Raw genomic sequence first — 17892 nt, 5'->3', positions numbered from 1 at the left:
CGTACTCCTCATGTGAAAAAAATAGAATACAGCAAACAGCTTTCTGCCGAACGACAGAAAGGCGGTTAGGAACACATCGTTCCTAACCGCCTTTCTTTATTTGAGCCATATCTTTGAGCTATATTTTCGTCAAATGAGTCTTAAGAGTGAGTCTTATGAATTTTATAATGATGCCGATTTATCTTTCCGCTCCCCGCGGCCCATAAACGGCCACCAGTTGGCCTCGCCAAAGGTGCGCACCATGACCGGGATAAACAAAGGCAAAATGACAAGAGCGTACAAGAACAGCCCGCTTAATACGACTGTGGCAATTTGCAGAAGAGACATGACGCCGGATGGCAGCATCGCCGCAAACGTTCCGCCCAAAATGACGGCTGCGGACATGATGACCGCGCCCATGTTTTTCATCGCTTCCAGGATGGCCGCTTTTGCCCCTAAGTGGCGATATTCTTTGAAACGGTCCATCAAGAAAATGCTGTAGTCCACGCCTAGTGCAATGAGCAAGACAAAGCCGAAGAACGGAACCGCCCAGCTTATGCCGGATATTCCCAGCATTCTGACAAAAATCACTTCCGTAATCGCCAGAGACGTATAGAACGTCACCAGTAGCGAAATGACTACGTAAAGCGGAATGACAATGGAACGGAACAATAAGATAAGAATAAGCGAGATGCCGATCAGCATCAGCATTACCGTTTTGGAATAATCCTCGTTCGAGATCGTATTCAGGTCGTGGTTCATGCTTGTAACCCCGCCGATCGCGACCGTTGCTTCGCTGTATGGCGTGCCCTGGAAAGCGCGTTTTACGGCTTCTTCTAAGGCTCCGACCTCCGCCATTGTATCCTGGGAGTAAGGATTGCTTGCAAATATAACATCAAACTTCGCCGTATTGCGGTCTTTCGACATATAAACATTAAGCGAAGATTGGAATTGCTCATTTGCGATAGCCTCTTGCGGAATATGCCAGCCCGTCATATTTTTGTCCGGGGCATCCGCTAGCCCTTGTAAATATCCTCCTGCCGAGGAGAGGCCTTCTGTCACTTGAGTAAGGCCGTTTACGCTTTGGTCAAGGCCGCTGGTCAATTGACCAAGCTGATCGTTCAGCGACGCAAAGCCGTTTTTCAGCTCCTCTTGCCCCTTCGCAAGTTGGCCCAGACCTTGTGTGACTCCCGGCAGCTTATCGATAATTTGACCTTGGCCACTCGCCGCTTTTTCGATGCCGCTTTGCAAATCGGAAAGACCTTTCGACAGCTTGCCAAGTCCGGTCTCCAGAGCGGATTGGCCATTCACAGCTTGAGAGAACCCTTTATTGGCTTCCTCTACGCCCGAAGCAACGCCACTCAGGCTTTTGTTCATTTCAGTCAGCTGCGTTCCAAGCGCGGCAGCGCCCTTTTGCATGCCGGCAAGTGCCCCAATCGCCTGTTGGAAAGTGGCGTCGCTTTTTAATTCGGGATAGGTTTCCTGCAAACCGCTCAAGCTTTTCGTAATCCCGTCAAGCCCTGAAGCCAACTTCGCTTGTTCTGCCGCGACAGCGCTATACCCTTTCGTCAGTTGGTTCAGCCCGCCGCCGACTCCTTCGTAGCCCTCCAGCAGCTTCTTGCTGCCTTCGGCTAGCTTGGCTGCGCTGCTTTGCGCTTCCTGAAGTCCTTTCACCAACTGGTCTGCGCCAACCGAACCTTCATTCAGCCCTTTCTCTAAAGCGCGAAGTCCCGACGCAAGCGCATCTACACCCGTTTGCAGCTCTTTGGTACCACTCACCAACTGCTCCGCTCCATCGGCTGCTTCCGCCAGCTTTGGCGCATTGCCGCTCAGCGCGCTGCTCGCTTCGGAAAGGCCGCTGCTGATTTCGACAAGCCCATCGCCGCTTTTGCCAAGCCCGTCATCCAGCGTCAGCACCTGATCTGCAACGAGAAAATCTTTGAGTACTTCGCCTGTAGGCCGCGTTGCGCTGCGCACCGTCTTAACGCCCTCGACTTTGGCAAGCTCACGGCTCACCTGCTCCAAAGCCGCCAATCCCTCTGACGTATCGAGCGGCTCCTTCGATTTAACTATGACGCCCGTCGGCAGCGTCTCGCCCGGGCCAAATCCGTCCGCGATCAAGTTAAAGGCTTTGACGGAGTCATATTTTTCACCGATTTCATCGAGCGAGTTAAAGGAAATGGTCCCTTTGTAAGCCGTCAAAAAAGGAACAATGATGACAGCCAAAATAACAAGCGCCCACACTGGCCGTTTCAGCGAAAAGCTGCCAACGGCTCCCCATAGCTTGCTCGGCTTATGCTCCAGAGAACCTTTGGACGGCCAGAACAACGCTTTGCCCAGCACGGACAAAAATACAGGGACAAGCGTAAACAACGCCAGAAGCAAGACGAGAACTCCTACCGCCACCGCTACTGCGGAACGATAGAGGACAAAGGTCGACAGGCCAATGGAGGCGAATCCGACCAGCACCGCAAGCCCGGAGAAAAACACCGTTCTTCCCGCAGTGCGATAAGTATGGACAATGGCTTCCGTCTTGTCGCCTCGATGGGCTAGCTCCTCTTTGTACCGGCTAATAATTAAAATACAGTAGTCGGTCCCGATACCAAAAAGGACGGCAACCATAAAGATTTGCGTGAAATTGGAAAGCGGGAAGTCTAAGTATTCCACCAGAAACGCTACGATCGACTGGGAAACCAAATAAGCGAATCCGACCGAAAGAAGCGGCACAAGCGGCGCTGCGGCGGAACGGAATACAATAAACAGGATAATTAGTATAAAGCCTACCGTAATAAATTCCGTTTTCTTCAGCCCGTCTTGAGAGCTCTGAACAACATCCTCGTTAATGATCCAATTGCCAGTGTAATAGTGGTCGACCGGCACGCCTTCCAAAGCTTGGTACAGTTCGTCCTTCAGCTCTTTCAGCTCGCGCTCCCCCGCATCTACGTACAGAAGCGACAGTATCGTGCTGCCGTCCTTTGATACCATCTGCTCTTTCAGCTCGGGGATATTAAAATGGGTCATCACTGCCTTGACTCCTAAGGAGTCATCGGCGCTTTCCAGCTTTTCAATGCTTTTTTTCACTTCGGCAACATCAGCGTCTTTTAAGCCGCCTTCTTTATGAAACACAAGAACGGTCGAAAGGTTATCCTGCCCGTTCCCTTCTTCCTTGGCCGTTCCTGCCAGCTCGCCGATTTCCTTCTCTAAATCGCTGGCGATGGTAGAGGAATATCCATCCGGTACCGTAATCTGCCCTTTTGTCCGGACCAGCTCCTCCATGGCTGGAGCGCTCACCATAAGTGCTACGGCGCCAAGCACCCATAACACAAGAACAAGCCATTTCAGCTTCAATACGACTTTCATATTTCCTCTCCCTCTCCTCTAGACCTAAATTGCTCTCTGTTTAAGTACTCGCTCACGACTTCACAAAGGAATCGGCCAGCTTCTCGTATGTTTCAATAAATGCGGTAGCCTCTTTTGTATCGAAGTGTTGAATGACCTCTTCCAGAATGGCTTGAACGCGCTCCTCCAGCTCTTCGCAAATCCGGTTTCCTTCTTCCGTCAGCATCAGGTTAATCACTCTGCGGTCCTTCTCCTCCGGAACTCTCTGGATGAGCCCCTTATCTGACAATCTTGTAATAATAGCCGTAATGGAGCTTTTGCCCACACAAAATATTTCGGACAGCTCCGATGCGGTGCTCGTTTGTTTATGCTTCAGAAAACGCAGCGTTTTAAATTGCTCGACCGTCAAATCTTCGCTCATCAGATCGCGCACCTTGGCATGCATTCTTCGCTCTACAATAAAGCTCGCCAGCTCATACCGAAGGATCCAATCCCTCAGCAGGTTCTGATCCAGCTCCACAATCATTCCTCCCCTATAATTAATTCTACTGTTGAACTATTCGATAATAGAACTATATCAGAAGAGAAGTATCTTGTGCAACTTTGCATAACCATATTCGAGCAATCGAGAAGGATAATAGAAAAATTTGTCGAATAGTAGGGAAATAACCCGTTTTAACGCAAAATTATACATAAGATTCCATCTTAATCGATCGAACTGCTACATCTCACTGCTTCAACTATGCTTTCAACCCATAAACTGTAAAAAGAATCAACAGCATGTTACAACACCGGGAGGACGCACGTGAGCATTTTGCAACAATCTCAACGAAACAAATGGATGGCCGCAGCTTCATTTACCGCCTGCGTAACGCTGGCTGTTGCGGGAGAATGGAGCCAGTTTCACTTTGTATATGGGATGAGTTTTACGCTGACAAGTCTGTTCGTTTTGCTTGCTGTCCGCCTATTCGGTGTTTGGGGGGGCTTTTGGACATCGGCAGTCGCCTTCTGTGCCGGCGTCTTTTTTATGAACAGCCCTCTGCTGCACGGCATTTTTATTTTGGAAGCTTTATTTGTAGGGCTGCTTCTTCGCCGTTATAACGGGCGGCTATTCGGGAGCGACGTTTTGTTCTGGCTGTTGATCGGCATACCGGCTACCTACTTTGCTTACCGTTACGACCTGCAAGGCGCCGTTATCGACATTAAACCGATTGCCTGCATTCTCGCCCTGAACGGGCTGTTTAATGCTTTGTTCGCAGAGATGGCCTATCAATATTTGCCGCTGAGCCGCTGGAGCGGATGGTCTGGCATCAAGCGGCTGCCCGTCACGATCAGCCAATTGCTGCTGCATCTTTCTTTAGGCATTGTCATGCTGTCTTTCTTTTTGAATATGGCGGTAAACGGGATGAATTCCTTTAAGGAAGTTTCATTATATGTCGAGCGGCAAGCTGAAACGACCACTATGATGGTAAAGAAAGAATGGGAGGCGGCTAGAGATCCTCTGTCTTCCCCTCAAGACGAAATGCAAAGCCGCAGGCTGCAATACATTATTGACCGCTATACGCTGGACAGCATCAGCTTCAGCTTTACGGACCGCAACTATCGAGTCATTGCCTCCAACCAGCATGAACTAGTCGGAAAACAATTGAACCCTTGGGACAACCATACCTTTAAACGGCTGAGCACAAAGCTGTATTTCACCAAAATTAAGCGGGAACGCTTCCAGATCACTCCGTATACATGGCATAACGAACGATTCCTGTTTCAGGAGAAAATGCCCACCAGCAAAGGTCAAATTGTCATTTCATTTCCGATGAAGTCGTATGAAAACTTTTTATTTAATAAATACATAACTCACTTTCTATATATGATCGGATTTGGGCTTGTCGCAGCCTTCATCTCTTTGCTCATTAACCGCACCTTTGCAAAAGGCATTCAGCGGCTCGCCGTCTCCACCCGAAATTTGCCGCTTAAACTTAAACAAAACAACGCTCTGCATTTGCCGACTAGCAGCGTAGTCGAAATCCATTCTTTAATTATGAATGTCAAACATATGGCCAGCAGTCTAGTGTACCTATTCCATGAATCTCAGCGCAACAATGAACGGCTGCAGGCTCAGGCCCAGCTTTTGCAGCAATCCGAGGAAAGGCTTCATCGCTTGGCGTATTACGATACGTTGACGGGCTTGCCCAACCGACTGCAATTTTCCCGCTTTTTCCATGAGCTTGTCACCGTCAGCGAAAAAACGGGGAACTTATCCATCGCGGTTATTTTTGTCGATATCAACCGATTCAAGCAAATCAACGATACGCTTGGCCATGCCGCCGGAGACCGACTTCTGCAATATGTCGCCAAACGTTTTCAGGCGCTCACATCTAAGGAAAGCGACGTATTCCGCCTGGGCGGCGATGAATTTGTATTTATGGTGAGGCATCAAACGGAAACGGAGCTGGCTCGCTTTGCCGATTCGGTTCGGAGCAGCTTTGCCGATTCGTTCCTATTAGACGGCATGCCGATTTATTTGACTCTCAGCATTGGCATAAGCGTTTACCCCGATGATGGGGACGATGCGGATACCGTCATTCGGAACGCCGATATCGCCATGTATAACGCCAAAGAAGAGGCCGATGGAAACTACCGTTTTTACAAACCTTCACTGCTGCCTCTCCTGGAGGAAAAAATGAAGCTGGAGAACGGGCTGTACAAAGCGCTCCTGGAAAACCAGTTTTCCCTTTATTATCAGCCCAAAATAAATGCCGTTTCCGGTGACTTATGCGGGATTGAGGCATTGATTCGCTGGACTCATCCGGAATTTGGGCTGGTGCCGCCGGATAAATTTATTCCGCTTGCGGAGGAATCTGGATTTATTTTGGAAATAGACCGTTGGGTATTCCGTGAAGCTTGCCGCCAGAACAAAGCGTGGCAGGAAGCGGGACTGAAGCCGATTAGCGTATCCGTTAACATTTCCGCAAAACATTTTTATCAGGGCAACCTGACGGATATGATTATGGCCGGGCTGCATGATACAGGACTTGATCCGCAGTACGTCAGCTTGGAAATTACGGAAGGCGTGTTTATGCGCAATATCGAGCAAGTGATTGAAACCATTCTCTACTTGCGCACGCTCGGCATCCAAATTTCCATTGATGATTTCGGCACGGGATACTCTTCGCTCAACCAATTGCAAAGACTGCCTATTTCCGATGTCAAGCTGGACCGTTCTTTTATTAAAGGCATAACAAGCGACAACAAAAAATCGTCTATCGTCAGAGCCATCATCGAGCTGGTTCATAGCATGAATATGAAGGTTGTAGCCGAAGGAGTCGAGACGGCCGATGAATCGGAGTTTTGCAAACAGTTAAAATGCGATGAGCTTCAAGGTTACTTATTCAGCCGTCCTCTGCCAGCGGATGAACTGGAGACGATGCTGGAGAAGTCAGCTGGCTAGCGGGCAATATTTTAATAAACTTTTATAACTTCACACTTTTCTAACAACAGCAACGGAACTTCTCTAATAATTAAGTGCTATGGTGATAATATGGCAGATCCAAGCCGTTAATCAAACCGCGGAAGCATACGGTTGGCAATCGGGTCTCCCCTTATTTTACATACACTCTAGAGAGGTGCGACCTTCATGTTCAAATGGAAAAATCGAAGCTTAGTCGTAACAAGTTCCCTCGTGCTGACGGTTTTGTTGATCGTTATGATCGCGGCGAACCAATTCATGTCCTATCATTCGCAGAAGAAAGCCCTGATGGACGAAATCAACCATATCGGTGAAACCTTGGGCTATCAGCTTGAATACGAGGACGATCTGGTATCGGCAGCACATGAAGAAATGATCGTGAGTGGAACGAGCCTCTCAACTCCGTTTGGCGTACTAAAACAAAAATTTGACGGCATGGTGCGAAATGCGCTGGTTACGAACGCTTACATCTACATGCCGGAAGTTAAAGAAGAAGACGGGAAACGTATTATTACCATGCTTCAAAGCAATCAAGAATTAGTTGACACGGATCTCGGGCCGGGCGGAACCTACGCCATGAATGCGACATTCGATAAAGCGATTCAATCCGCTCTTGAGAAAAAAGAAGTATGGACCAGCATATATTCAGACTCGTACGGGCAATGGATCAGTTATGTCAAACCAATCACCGATTCTACGGGTAACATCGTCGGTCTATTCTGTCTTGATTTCGACTATGGAAAAGTATCTTCAGAGCTCAACAAAGTATTGTTGGAGAACTTAATTATCGCAGCTGCGTTGTCGGCTGCCGCCATTCTTATCGTTGTCATTTTGGTAAGAGCAGCTGTAAAACCGCTTCGCCGCCTTGCTGAAATGTCCGAGCTGGCCGCAGCGGGCGATTTGACGATTGCTGTTCCCGCTAAAGGAACAAACGAAATTGCTTTAGTTTCTCAATCGTTTAATACGATGATTGCCAGCCTTCGCAAACTGACGCAAGAAATTCGCAGCAGTACGATAGAAGTAGCGGAATCCGCGTCAAACATGCAAGAAAGCGCCGAGCAAACGTCGAAAGCTACGGAAGAAGTAACGGAGGCGATTCAGGAGGTTGCATCAGGCTCTGACGCTCAGTTGCTTAGTTTCCAAGAATGCCAGCGTGCTATGGGCGAAATGGCTATCGGAATCGGGCGGATCGCCGAATCTGCATCATCCGTATCCGAGCTTGCCACGGACGCGGCTACTCTTGCCGTGGATGGCGAATCCGTCATCGAGCAAACCCAGCTTTCCATGCGGCAAGTCGAAGCCAATATTGAAAAAACGACTGAAGCTTTGCGCGAATTAAGAGAGCATAGCGACCGGATCGGAGATATTCTTGGTCTGATCGGCGAGGTAGCCGACCAAACGAATCTACTGGCACTTAACGCATCGATTGAGGCGGCCCGTGCGGGTGAACACGGGAAAGGTTTTGCTGTAGTTGCCGTTGAAATCCGCAAGCTGGCCGAAAGATCCAAGGAATCGTCCGCTCAAATCGGGCAAATTCTCCACTCGATCGGCGACAGATCCAAAGAAGCGGCGGGCTCCATGGAGCATTCTTTCGCCGCAGCAAGAGTTTGTTCCAGCGTTGCTAGTCAGGCGGGCGAATCTTTCCGTGCAATTGTAGACTCCATTAAACAAGTGTCTATCCAAGTGCAAGAGGTGTCTGCGGCCTCCCAGCAAATGTCCGCAGGCAGCGAAGAGATCGCTGCTTCGCTTGATGAGCTCGAAGGCATCGCTCAAACTTCAGCAGGCAATGCCCAGCGCGTCGCCGCCGCATCGGAACAGCAACTGGCTTCCATGCAGGAGGTCGCCAGCAGCTCCGAGCAGCTTCGCAATTTAGCCAGCGACCTGAACAACGCGGTTGGATATTTTAAGACTTAAGCTTTGCTTTGTCCAATGTTAAATTGGCAATTGGCAGATGTAATAAAGCCCCTAAAGCGGTCACGTTTATGTGACTGCTTTAGGGGCTTTTTTGGACTAGGCTTAGCTTGCGGCGGTGTCAGAAACCATTAGAGTGCTCGGGGGCTGCCGTTTCGGACATTTAGTTGTGCAAGAAAACACTAGACCGCTCAGTTGGCACCGTATCGGACATTTAGTTGTGCCAGAAACCACTAGACCGCTCTGTCGGCGCCGTTTCAGACATTTAGTTGTGCCAGAAAACACTAGACCGGTCAGTTGGCACCGTATCGGACATTTATTTGTGTCAGAAAACACTAGACCGCTCTTTCGGCACCGTATCGGACATTTAGTTGTGTCAGAAACCACTAGACCGCTCTGTCGGCGCCGTTTCAGACATTTAGTTGTGTCAAAAACCACTAGACCGCTCAGTTGGCACCGTATCGGACATTTAGTTGTGCCAGAAACCACTAGAACGCTCTGTCGGCGCTGTTTCAGACATTTAGTTGTGTCAGAAACCACTAGAACGCTCTGTCGGCGCTGTTTCGGACATTTAGTTGTGCCAGAAACCACTAGAACGCTCTGTCGGCACCGTATCGGACATTTAGTTGTGCCAGAAACCACTAGAACGCTCTGTCGGCGCTGTTTCAGACATTTAGTTGTGCCAGAAACCACTAGACCTCTCAGTCGGTGCCGTTTCAGACATTTAGTTGTGTCAAAAACCACTAGACCTCTCAGTCCGCGCCGTTTCAGACATTTAGTTGTGTCAAAAACCACTAGACCTCTCAGTCGGCGCTGTTTCGGACATTTAGTTGTATCAAAAACCACTAGCTCATGCAAAAAGCTCCACCCAACAAAAAAACGCTCCCCACGGAACAAGCAATATAGCTTGCTCCGTGAGAGCGTTCTTGTTCTTGTTCTTGTTCTTCCTCTTGTAGATTGCCTTTTACTGTGCAGATTGTCCTTGCACACTGCCCTTTCGCACTGCCCTAACGCACTACCCTTGGCAGGCTGCCTACAAATTGCCTCCGCAGACCAACTCTACCTCTACCTCTACTTCTACCTCTAACTTGGACGCCTCAGGACAGCTTCCCCACTATTAAGCCGGCTGAACCGAACCTTGCTGCAGCTCATACATCGCATAATATTTCCCGTGATGCTCCATCAGCGCGTCGTGGTTGCCGCGCTCAACGATTACGCCGCGATCCAGCACTAAAATTTGATCCGCTTGACGAATAGTCGACAATCGGTGCGCAATAACAAAGGTTGTGCGCCCTTTTTTCAGCACGTTCAGCGCCTCTTGAATAATGGCTTCCGTCTCAGTGTCGATACTGGCCGTCGCTTCATCCAAAATGAGGACGGCTGGGTCGAAGGCAAGCGCCCGCGCAAAAGAAATCAGCTGACGCTGACCAGCGGACAGCGTGCTGCCCTTCTCAATGACCGGGGCATCAATGCCGCCCGGCAATTGGCTGAACATGTCGTATGCGCCGACATCTTTAAGCGCCTGCACCACTTTTTCGCGCGTAATCGACGGATCGTCAAGGCTTACGTTCGATGCGATCGTTCCCGTGAACAGGAACGGGTCCTGCAAGACGATACCCATATGCTGGCGAAGCATTTGCTTCGGAATATCCCGCACGTCCATCCCGTCAACGATGATTCGGCCCGAGCCCTCTTGAATGTCATAGAATCGGAATAGAAGGTTCAGAATCGAGCTTTTGCCCGATCCGGTATGACCGACCAGAGCGACCGTTTCACCTTGTCGCGCCTCGAATGTAATATTTTTCAGCACCTTTTCATCCTTTTTGTAGGCGAACGTAACATTTTCAAACGATACATTGCCCTTGTAACGCTCCATGCGGCCTTTCGCCACGTCGATGCCTTCTTCATCCATCAGCTTGAACACCCGCTCAGCGGAAACACGAGCCGTCTCTAGGTTCGACAGTTGGTTTACGATACCGACAATCGGCGCAAACATCCGGTTCATATAGTCTATATAAGCGTACAATACGCCAACCGTTACGAACGAGCCAAGCGATCCGCCCCAGAACATCCAAATGACGATGAGGAACAACACATTCCTTACGACGTTGACCAGATTATGCGACGTAATGGAGTTTAGGCTGAGCAATTTATTTTGATATTTAAAATAGTGATCGTTCATTTCGGCGAACTCTTTTGTCGTTTCCTTCTGACGCCGAAACGCCTGAATAATCGTCATCCCTTGAATCGACTCATTGATCATAGCGTTAATTTCGCTAAGCTTCGTTCGAATGACCCGATTATATTTCGCCGCAAATTTGCGGTATACAATAATCCATACGATCAAAATCGGAATCAACGGCAGCGTAATAAGCGCAAGTTTCGGGTCCAAAAGGAACAAAGCTCCGTAGATGGCTCCCATGTAAATCGCACCTGTAAAAAAGTTCGCCAACACGCCCACATACAGCTCGCGAATCGCTTCCGTATCGTTTGTAATGCGGGAGACAACCTGACCTGCGGCCAAATTGTCATAGTAGTTGACCGGCAAACGCTGCGTATGCGCATATACGTCGTTCCGCATCTTTGCGACGATTTTGTTCGCCGATGTTTGCAGCATAAGCTTCTGTCCGTATGCGAAAATCGCCACCAGAATAAGCAAGCCGAAATAAAGAGCGGCCAGCTTAAGCAGTCCTGGAACCTCCGGCTTGTAAAAGCTGTAAAGCTCCTGCGTCGTCAGCTTTACAACGGGATGAGTTGCGCTTTGTCCCGTTTTCTCATCCGTAACTGTTAATTGCCCGTCCCGGACAACCCGTCCTCCACTCTCCAAACCAAGCGCCCCGTTCAAAAAGTAATAGCTGCGCCCGACTTGAAGAACGCGAACCTCGGCTCCTTTTTCCCCGACTTCCTCGGTCTTGAAGCGGTCTTCCCGTTTGTACCACTTCTCTCCATAACGAACAGCAAACGGCTGCTCGCCTTTCACTTCATGCCATTTCTTTTCGATTCCCAAAATGTTCTGGTCAATCATCCGCTTGGCAATGAGGGGGCCCATAAGCTCCGCGCACACCGCCAAAACGAGCAGTACCATAGCGATTAGAATCGGTTTTTTGTACAGCATGGCGTATTTAAACAATCTCTTGCCCGTTGTGCCCATCTTGTTTCTACGCCTCCTATCTATTCATTCTCTATTTTGGCTTCCAGCTGTTGACGATCGTATTGCTCCTTGTACCAGCCATCGCCAGTCAGCAGTTTCTCATGAGTTCCTTCTTCCACAATACGTCCTTCATCCAGGACGATAATCCAATCGGCATGTTGAACTGCCGACAGCCGGTGTGTTGTAATAAGCGTTGTTTTGCCGGCGCGTTCGGTGCGAATGCCCTCTATAATTTCAGCTTCCGTCTTCGCGTCAACGGCGGACAATGCGTCGTCCAGCATCAACATTTCGGGATCGGCGATAAGCGCCCGCGCGATGCTGACCCTCTGCTTCTGGCCGCCGGACAAGGCGACGCCTTTTTCCCCAACCATCGTTTCCAGGCCATCCGGCAAAAAGGCGATATCTTTCGCAAAAGACGCTCTCTCCAGCGCATTTTGCAAATCGGCGGCCGATGCATCCGCTTTTCCGAACAGGATGTTTTCCCGAATCGTCTTCGAAAATAAAATCGGCTGCTGAGGCACATAACCGATCCAGCCTAGCACCTGATCAATTTTCAAATTGCCGAGAGGCTCTCCGGAAATGCGAATGTTCCCTTGCCCTAGCGGATATTCGCGCAGCAACTGCTTAAGCAAAGTCGTCTTGCCGCTGCCCGTGCGTCCTACAATACCAAGCGTCCCGCCTTGCTTCAGATCCAGCGTAATGTTTTGCAAATTATCGCTTTGCGAAGAAGGATATCTAAACGTTGACCGGTCAAACTCAACCATCTTCGGCTCGGCAACGACTGCCGGGGACGAGGACTCCTTCACATCGGGCTTGTAGCCCAGCGTTTCGTTCACCCGATCAAGCGAAGCGTTGCCACGCTGCATAATATTGATTAGCTCGCCAATGGCGAACATCGGCCAGATGAGCATGCCGAGAAAAATATTGAAAGAAACGAGCTCGCCAAGCGTAATTTCATTATGAAAAACGAGATAACCGCCGTAGCAAAGGCCTATCAAATAGCTAAGTCCAACCAAAATTTTCATCGTAGGCTCAAACAATGCATCGATGCGGGCAACGGCGATATTTTTGCCAAGGACTTCTTCCGTCTTCGCTTGAAATCTCGCCTCGCTCGCCTCCTCCTGAACAAAAGCCCGAGTCACCCGAACCCCTGCAACGGATTCCAGCACCTGATCGTTCATCTCGCCGAAAGCGTCTTGCGCATCCATAAAGCGCTCGTGTATTTTCTTCCCGTAATATTGCATAGCCAGCGCCATAATCGGGAGCGGCAGAAGCGCCGCAATCGTTAGCTTGAGACTAATGGTCGCCGCCATAACGATCAAAATGGTAATCATAAACAAAGTTGAATCAACCAGCGTCAAAATGCCGAATCCCGCCGTAGTCGACACCGCTCCAAGGTCGTTCGTCGAACGCGCCATCAAGTCGCCCGTCCGGTTGCGCTCATAAAACGTCGGTGTCATACGGAGAAAATGACCCATCATGCTCGACCGAAGCAGCCTTTCCAGAACAAACGCTCCGCCAAACAATTGATAATGCCAAACATAAGTAATTAAATACCCGACGACCGTCAGCCCTATCCAAAGGTACATGATGTTGTTGAACTGCGCTGTGCCGATCGTATTTTGGCTAATGCCGTCTACCAGGTAGCCCAGCAGCCATGGAGGAATAATATCGATAACTCCCGTCAGTACAAGCAGCGTGACCGCTACGGTGTACCGTTTCCATTCTTTTCTGAAAAACCATCCTAACTTTTTCAGTACGCCAAACATTGTTTTTTACCACACCTTCCGTGATCCAGCCTCATGTCTATTTTTCGGCAGTGCCGGTCTTGCTCTTAACCCTTAACTCTTATTCACCTGTCGCGCATGAAAAAAGAGCAACAAAAAAAGCATGCCGTCGCAACGACACGCTTTCTCCCGCCTAGAAAGAAAATCCATTGCAGTGGCAACGGCTCTCTTTCGGAGGACTCAGAAAAGGCGCATGATTACGACAACGTAACCCTGCGCCTCAAGCTTCGAAATTTTTAGAAAATTTCTATTCAGGAAATGCGCGGGCGGATTAGATTGATCATGCCGTTGTTCAATTGCTTATTCTTGATGTTGTGATTGTGGTTTGTTGGCATGAACGTAATCCCCCTTAGAAATTTTTTGAAATCTAATTGTCACTTTATCATCGCTATTAAACGACTGTCAATCCATAATACGGTTATAGGTATTCTTTACCGCCTCCTGCCACTCTTCCGGAAGCAGCTGCCGATAGCCGGATTCTAAATAGCGGTCATCTATGAGGGCAAGCGTCCCGGAGTCCTTCTCTGAACGGATCAGGCGTCCTCCAGCCTGAAGCACCTTGTTCATGCCCGGAATGACATAGGCGTAATGAAAACCGCTTTTTCCCCGCCCCTGATAGTAGGCTTTCAGCGTGTCCCGTTCGAGCCCAATCTGAGGCAATCCTACGCCTATGACAAGGACGCCGATAAGCCTATCGCCCGGCAGGTCGACCCCTTCCGAAAATACGCCCCCCATCACGGCAAAACCGACCAGCGAAGTTTCCCTTCCCGCCTGAAAAGCGGCTAAAAACTGCTCCCGCTCCCCCTCATCCATGTCGCCCCGTTGCAGCATGACAGTCGGTCCCGCATCGCTTTCATCCAAGCCCATTAGCTCTATATATGCTTCATAAACGGCGTTCATGTAAGCGTAGGAGGGGAAAAAGACGAAATAATTGCCTCTTTTGGCATCCACGGCTTTATCAATCAGCTCGGCAATCGGTCTATAAGAATCAGCCCTGTCCTGATAGCGGGTCGATACGGGATGAATGGCGACGGAAAGCTGGCTGCTGGAAAATGGAGAAGGCAGCGACAGCGTATAATCCTGCTCTCCCCCGCCAAGCATGTCCATGTAGTAGCCTTGAGGCGACAGCGTTGCGGAAAAATAGATGGCGGAGCGATAGCCTTTGACCGTCTCCTTCACCAGCTCCGAAGGGTCAAGGCAAAATAGCTTCACCCTTACATCGTTCCTCCCTACTTCCGTCATCACGGTGTAGCGCTCGTCATATAGCTTCGCAGCCCGCAAAAACTGCTGCGTTTGAAAATACAAATCCAGCAGCTCTCCATCCGCTTCGTCGAGAACAGATTGAACGGTTTCCGAAAATCGCTCCGTCCTCTGGATTAGCTCCGACGGCCTTTCTTTTTCCGCAATGGCGGGTTTTCCGTCCAGCATCTCTTTTCTTTTGGCTATAAAATAATCGTTTACAACTTTGGCCGCTGCGCTAATTTCCGCATTCCTTCCCTTAAACGCCCTTTGCACGGACAGAAACGGCGCTTTGGTCAGCTCGCCGGAATACATTTCTCGTGCCCGATCGGGCAAATTATGAGCCTCGTCCACCAAAACGGCCGTTTTTCGCTTTGCCTCGCCATACTGCCGTTTGAACGAAATTCTTGGATCAAACACGTAGTTGTAATCGCAGATCGCCATATCGGAAGCATAGGCCACGTCCAACGAATATTCGAACGGGCAAACCCGATGCTTGCGCGCATAACTTTCGATAACCGAACGAGTCATCAACGTTTCTTGCTCCAATATGTCCATCACGGCCTCATTGATCCGGTCGTAATAACCGTCCGCATAAGGGCAATGCTCCTTCTCGCAGCGGGTCTCCTCTTGGAAGCAAATTTTATCTTTTGCCGTTATCGTAACGGCATGGAGCCGAAGCCCTTTTGACTCCATCAGCACAAGCGCATCTTCCGCCGCGGCCCTCGTCGTCGTCCTCGCCGTCACATAATAAATCCGCTGCAACAGAGCGGTTCCGATCGCTTTGACGGCGGGAAAAATGGTGGAGATCGTTTTGCCAATTCCCGTAGGCGCACGGGCGAACAAGCTAACCCCTTCATCGATTGATTTATAAACCGCGCCCGCAAGCTTTCTCTGGCCGTCCCTGTAGCTCTCGAACGGGAAAGGCAAAGCCGCAATGCTGTCGTCGCGCCGCCGCTCGTGCTGCTTGCGCAGCCTGGCATATGGCGCAAATCGGCGCACCATATCCAAAATATCGCGTTCCAGCTCCTCCATGCTTGCCTCGCGTTGGAACCGTACCGTCTCATCCGTCAACGTATTGATGTAGGTAAGCTGAACGCGCATAGCTGGGACACCGGCTTCTTTGGCGTACATGTAGGCATAAAACCATGCTTGCGCCCAGTGAACGTCGTAGCCCCCAGCTTCGCGTACTTTGGAGAGGTCGCCTTTGGATGACTTGATTTCATCTATGGTCGGCAGCGGGTCCGTTGCCAGCAATCCATCGCATCTGCCGTCCACCTCAAACAGCAGCTCATCGCATGGGATGCCCGCTTTTAAATAAACTTCCTTCTGATCCCCGTCGCCATAGGTTCCCTGCACCCGCTGATGCGCCTTAGTCCCCTCCAGCATGGCATCTGGCGATTGCAGCCGGACATCAATACTGCCGCTACTAAACACATATTCGACCAGATGTCTGACCGACAAGGCTACCGTAAATGTCTCAGCCATTGCTTCTCCTTTTTCGATCCATTCTTCGCTTTTTCGTTCCGTAGAGTTCGCTTCTTAAGAACATTTGTTCTCTCGATTGTAACATAGTTGGCGAAGCCGTCCAATCGGACCGTGCGTACATTTCTTTTTTGAAAGCGGGTTGACAACCCCAAAAATGCTATGGTAGGATTGGAAACAATTCACAAGAACGGAGGGTTACGTGTGGTAAACTAATTTTTCGATGCGGCACTGGCACAAGGTTGGACAATCATTTTATAGGCTAATTGTGCATAGTAATCGGAGAATGGTTTCCCATTGCGGGACCCTATATTTTAGCATCTGCTGGAACGGATAGTCTGACCATGATTGAGCTTGGTCATATTTTGAGCGTAAATGCAGCTCAGGCTTAGATCCGTTCGGAAATGAAATTAAAATTCGCAGATGCAAAACTAATTTTTGGTATGGAATGGCGAAGGAAATGCCCCTCTTTGAAGAAATTGAAGTTTTAGCGTTCTAGCCCTTGAATGTTATGGGTTTAGCGCAGCCTTCAATTCGGCGTTTCATGATCTATTTACATCCTATCTCCCATGATTACTTTAAGCACAGGCAGCCGGCCTGTGTTTTTTATTTTTCTCTTGAGGAGAGTGATCATTTATGCAACAGAAAATTATTCATACAAACGGAATCGAACTATATACGGAACATTTTGGAAATCCTTCTAACCCGGCCATTTTGCTCATTATGGGAGCGCAGGCTTCGCTAGTTTGGTGGGAAGAGGCCTTCTGCAACTATTTAGCCGATGAAGGTCGTTTCGTTATTCGCTACGACAACCGGGACGTTGGACGGTCCACCTTTTACGAGCCTGGCAAGCCTGATTATACGTTTGAACATATGGCGGACGACGCTATCGAAATCTTGAATGCTTATGGCATACAACGGGCACATTTTGTCGGCATGTCCATGGGTGGAATGCTTACGCAAATGATTGCGCTTCGTCATCCGGAACGGGTCGACAGCGTCACTCTCATTTCGGCTTCGAACTTTGCTCCGGACCTTCCGCCAGTGAGCGATAAAGTGATGGAGTTTTTCTTAACAATCGGTGAAGTTGACTGGGCAGACGAAAAAGCCGTTGTCGAGCTGGCGGTAGCCAAAGCTAAAGTATTAAGCGGGTGGAAGTATCCCATTGACGAAGAAAGAGTAGCCCTGCTCTCCTTGCAGGAAATGCGGCGCGGCAAAAATTTGGCCTCCATGAGCAATCATGCGCTTGTTGCCGGTGGCGAGGGCTATTTAACCAGAACGTCGGAAATTGCGGTTCCCGCACTGATTATCCACGGTTCAGAGGACCCTCTCGTCCCTTACGCACACGGAGCGGCATTGGCTGCCGCGATTCCCAATTCGACTATCCTCCCTTTGGAGGGAACCGGGCACGAATTGCCTTTTGGAGATTGGGATGAAGTCGTGCGGGCCATTGTTCGCCATACTTCCTATGAAAATAAATGTACGTGTTCAAAGCAATCCGGTTTGTAGTATACGGCGCGGTCGTATTCCGTTTT

General features: G+C 49.6%; 8 protein-coding genes. 3 read left to right on the top strand and 5 right to left on the bottom strand.

Going from position 1 to position 17892, the window contains the following annotated elements; genetic code table 11:
• Window positions 1-162: 162 nt before the first annotated feature.
• A complete protein-coding gene (locus ACFQZE_RS20840) occupies window positions 163-3339 on the bottom strand; it encodes an MMPL family transporter (protein WP_379360656.1) in 3177 nt (1058 codons plus the stop codon).
• 52 nt (window positions 3340-3391) lie between these two features.
• The gene (locus ACFQZE_RS20835) at window positions 3392-3844 is read right to left on the bottom strand and encodes a MarR family winged helix-turn-helix transcriptional regulator (protein WP_379360654.1); all 453 of its coding nucleotides are present in this window, start codon (window positions 3842-3844) and stop codon (window positions 3392-3394) included.
• Between the two features lie 279 nt (window positions 3845-4123).
• Here ACFQZE_RS20835 and ACFQZE_RS20830 point away from each other — a divergent pair, with 279 nt between their 5' ends.
• Window positions 4124-6766, top strand: a complete 2643-nt coding sequence (locus ACFQZE_RS20830; protein ID WP_379360652.1) for a putative bifunctional diguanylate cyclase/phosphodiesterase — start codon at window positions 4124-4126, stop codon at window positions 6764-6766.
• 186 nt (window positions 6767-6952) lie between these two features.
• Window positions 6953-8698, top strand: coding sequence for a methyl-accepting chemotaxis protein (locus ACFQZE_RS20825; protein WP_379360650.1), 1746 nt, complete (start codon window positions 6953-6955; stop codon window positions 8696-8698).
• 1114 nt (window positions 8699-9812) lie between these two features.
• On the opposite strand, the gene ACFQZE_RS20820 is transcribed toward ACFQZE_RS20825, so the two are convergent.
• The 3 genes from ACFQZE_RS20820 to ACFQZE_RS20810 form a co-directional block, all read right to left on the bottom strand.
• Entirely contained in the window at window positions 9813-11846 is a 2034-nt protein-coding gene (locus tag ACFQZE_RS20820; protein ID WP_379360648.1) for an ABC transporter ATP-binding protein, read from the bottom strand.
• 20 nt (window positions 11847-11866) lie between these two features.
• Window positions 11867-13615, bottom strand: a complete 1749-nt coding sequence (locus ACFQZE_RS20815; RefSeq protein WP_379360646.1) for an ABC transporter ATP-binding protein — start codon at window positions 13613-13615, stop codon at window positions 11867-11869.
• A 420-nt stretch (window positions 13616-14035) separates the two neighbouring features.
• A complete protein-coding gene (locus ACFQZE_RS20810; RefSeq protein WP_379360644.1) occupies window positions 14036-16360 on the bottom strand; it encodes a helicase C-terminal domain-containing protein in 2325 nt (774 codons plus the stop codon).
• Window positions 16361-16993: 633 nt separating this feature from the next.
• On the opposite strand from ACFQZE_RS20810, the gene ACFQZE_RS20805 reads away from it, so the two are divergent.
• Window positions 16994-17866 (top strand): alpha/beta fold hydrolase, encoded by an 873-nt coding sequence (locus ACFQZE_RS20805; RefSeq protein ID WP_379360642.1) that lies wholly within the window; start codon window positions 16994-16996, stop codon window positions 17864-17866.
• Window positions 17867-17892: the final 26 nt, after the last annotated feature.

Source organism: Paenibacillus sp. GCM10027627 (assembly GCF_042675505.1).
Lineage (GTDB): Bacteria > Bacillota > Bacilli > Paenibacillales > Paenibacillaceae > Pristimantibacillus.
Note: the sequence above shows the minus strand (reverse complement) of the source record. Positions and strands in the feature narration are given on the sequence as shown.

What these genes read in the sequence shown, in the direction of transcription:
- ACFQZE_RS20840 (WP_379360656.1), bottom strand. Translation starts at nt 3,339, where the DNA reads ATGAAAGTCGTATTGAAGCTGAAATGGCTTGTTCTTGTGTTATGGGTG.
- ACFQZE_RS20835 (WP_379360654.1), bottom strand. Translation starts at nt 3,844, where the DNA reads ATGATTGTGGAGCTGGATCAGAACCTGCTGAGGGATTGGATCCTTCGG.
- ACFQZE_RS20825 (WP_379360650.1), top strand. Translation starts at nt 6,953, where the DNA reads ATGTTCAAATGGAAAAATCGAAGCTTAGTCGTAACAAGTTCCCTCGTG.
- ACFQZE_RS20820 (WP_379360648.1), bottom strand. Translation starts at nt 11,846, where the DNA reads ATGGGCACAACGGGCAAGAGATTGTTTAAATACGCCATGCTGTACAAA.
- ACFQZE_RS20815 (WP_379360646.1), bottom strand. Translation starts at nt 13,615, where the DNA reads ATGTTTGGCGTACTGAAAAAGTTAGGATGGTTTTTCAGAAAAGAATGG.
- ACFQZE_RS20810 (WP_379360644.1), bottom strand. Translation starts at nt 16,360, where the DNA reads ATGGCTGAGACATTTACGGTAGCCTTGTCGGTCAGACATCTGGTCGAA.
- ACFQZE_RS20805 (WP_379360642.1), top strand. Translation starts at nt 16,994, where the DNA reads ATGCAACAGAAAATTATTCATACAAACGGAATCGAACTATATACGGAA.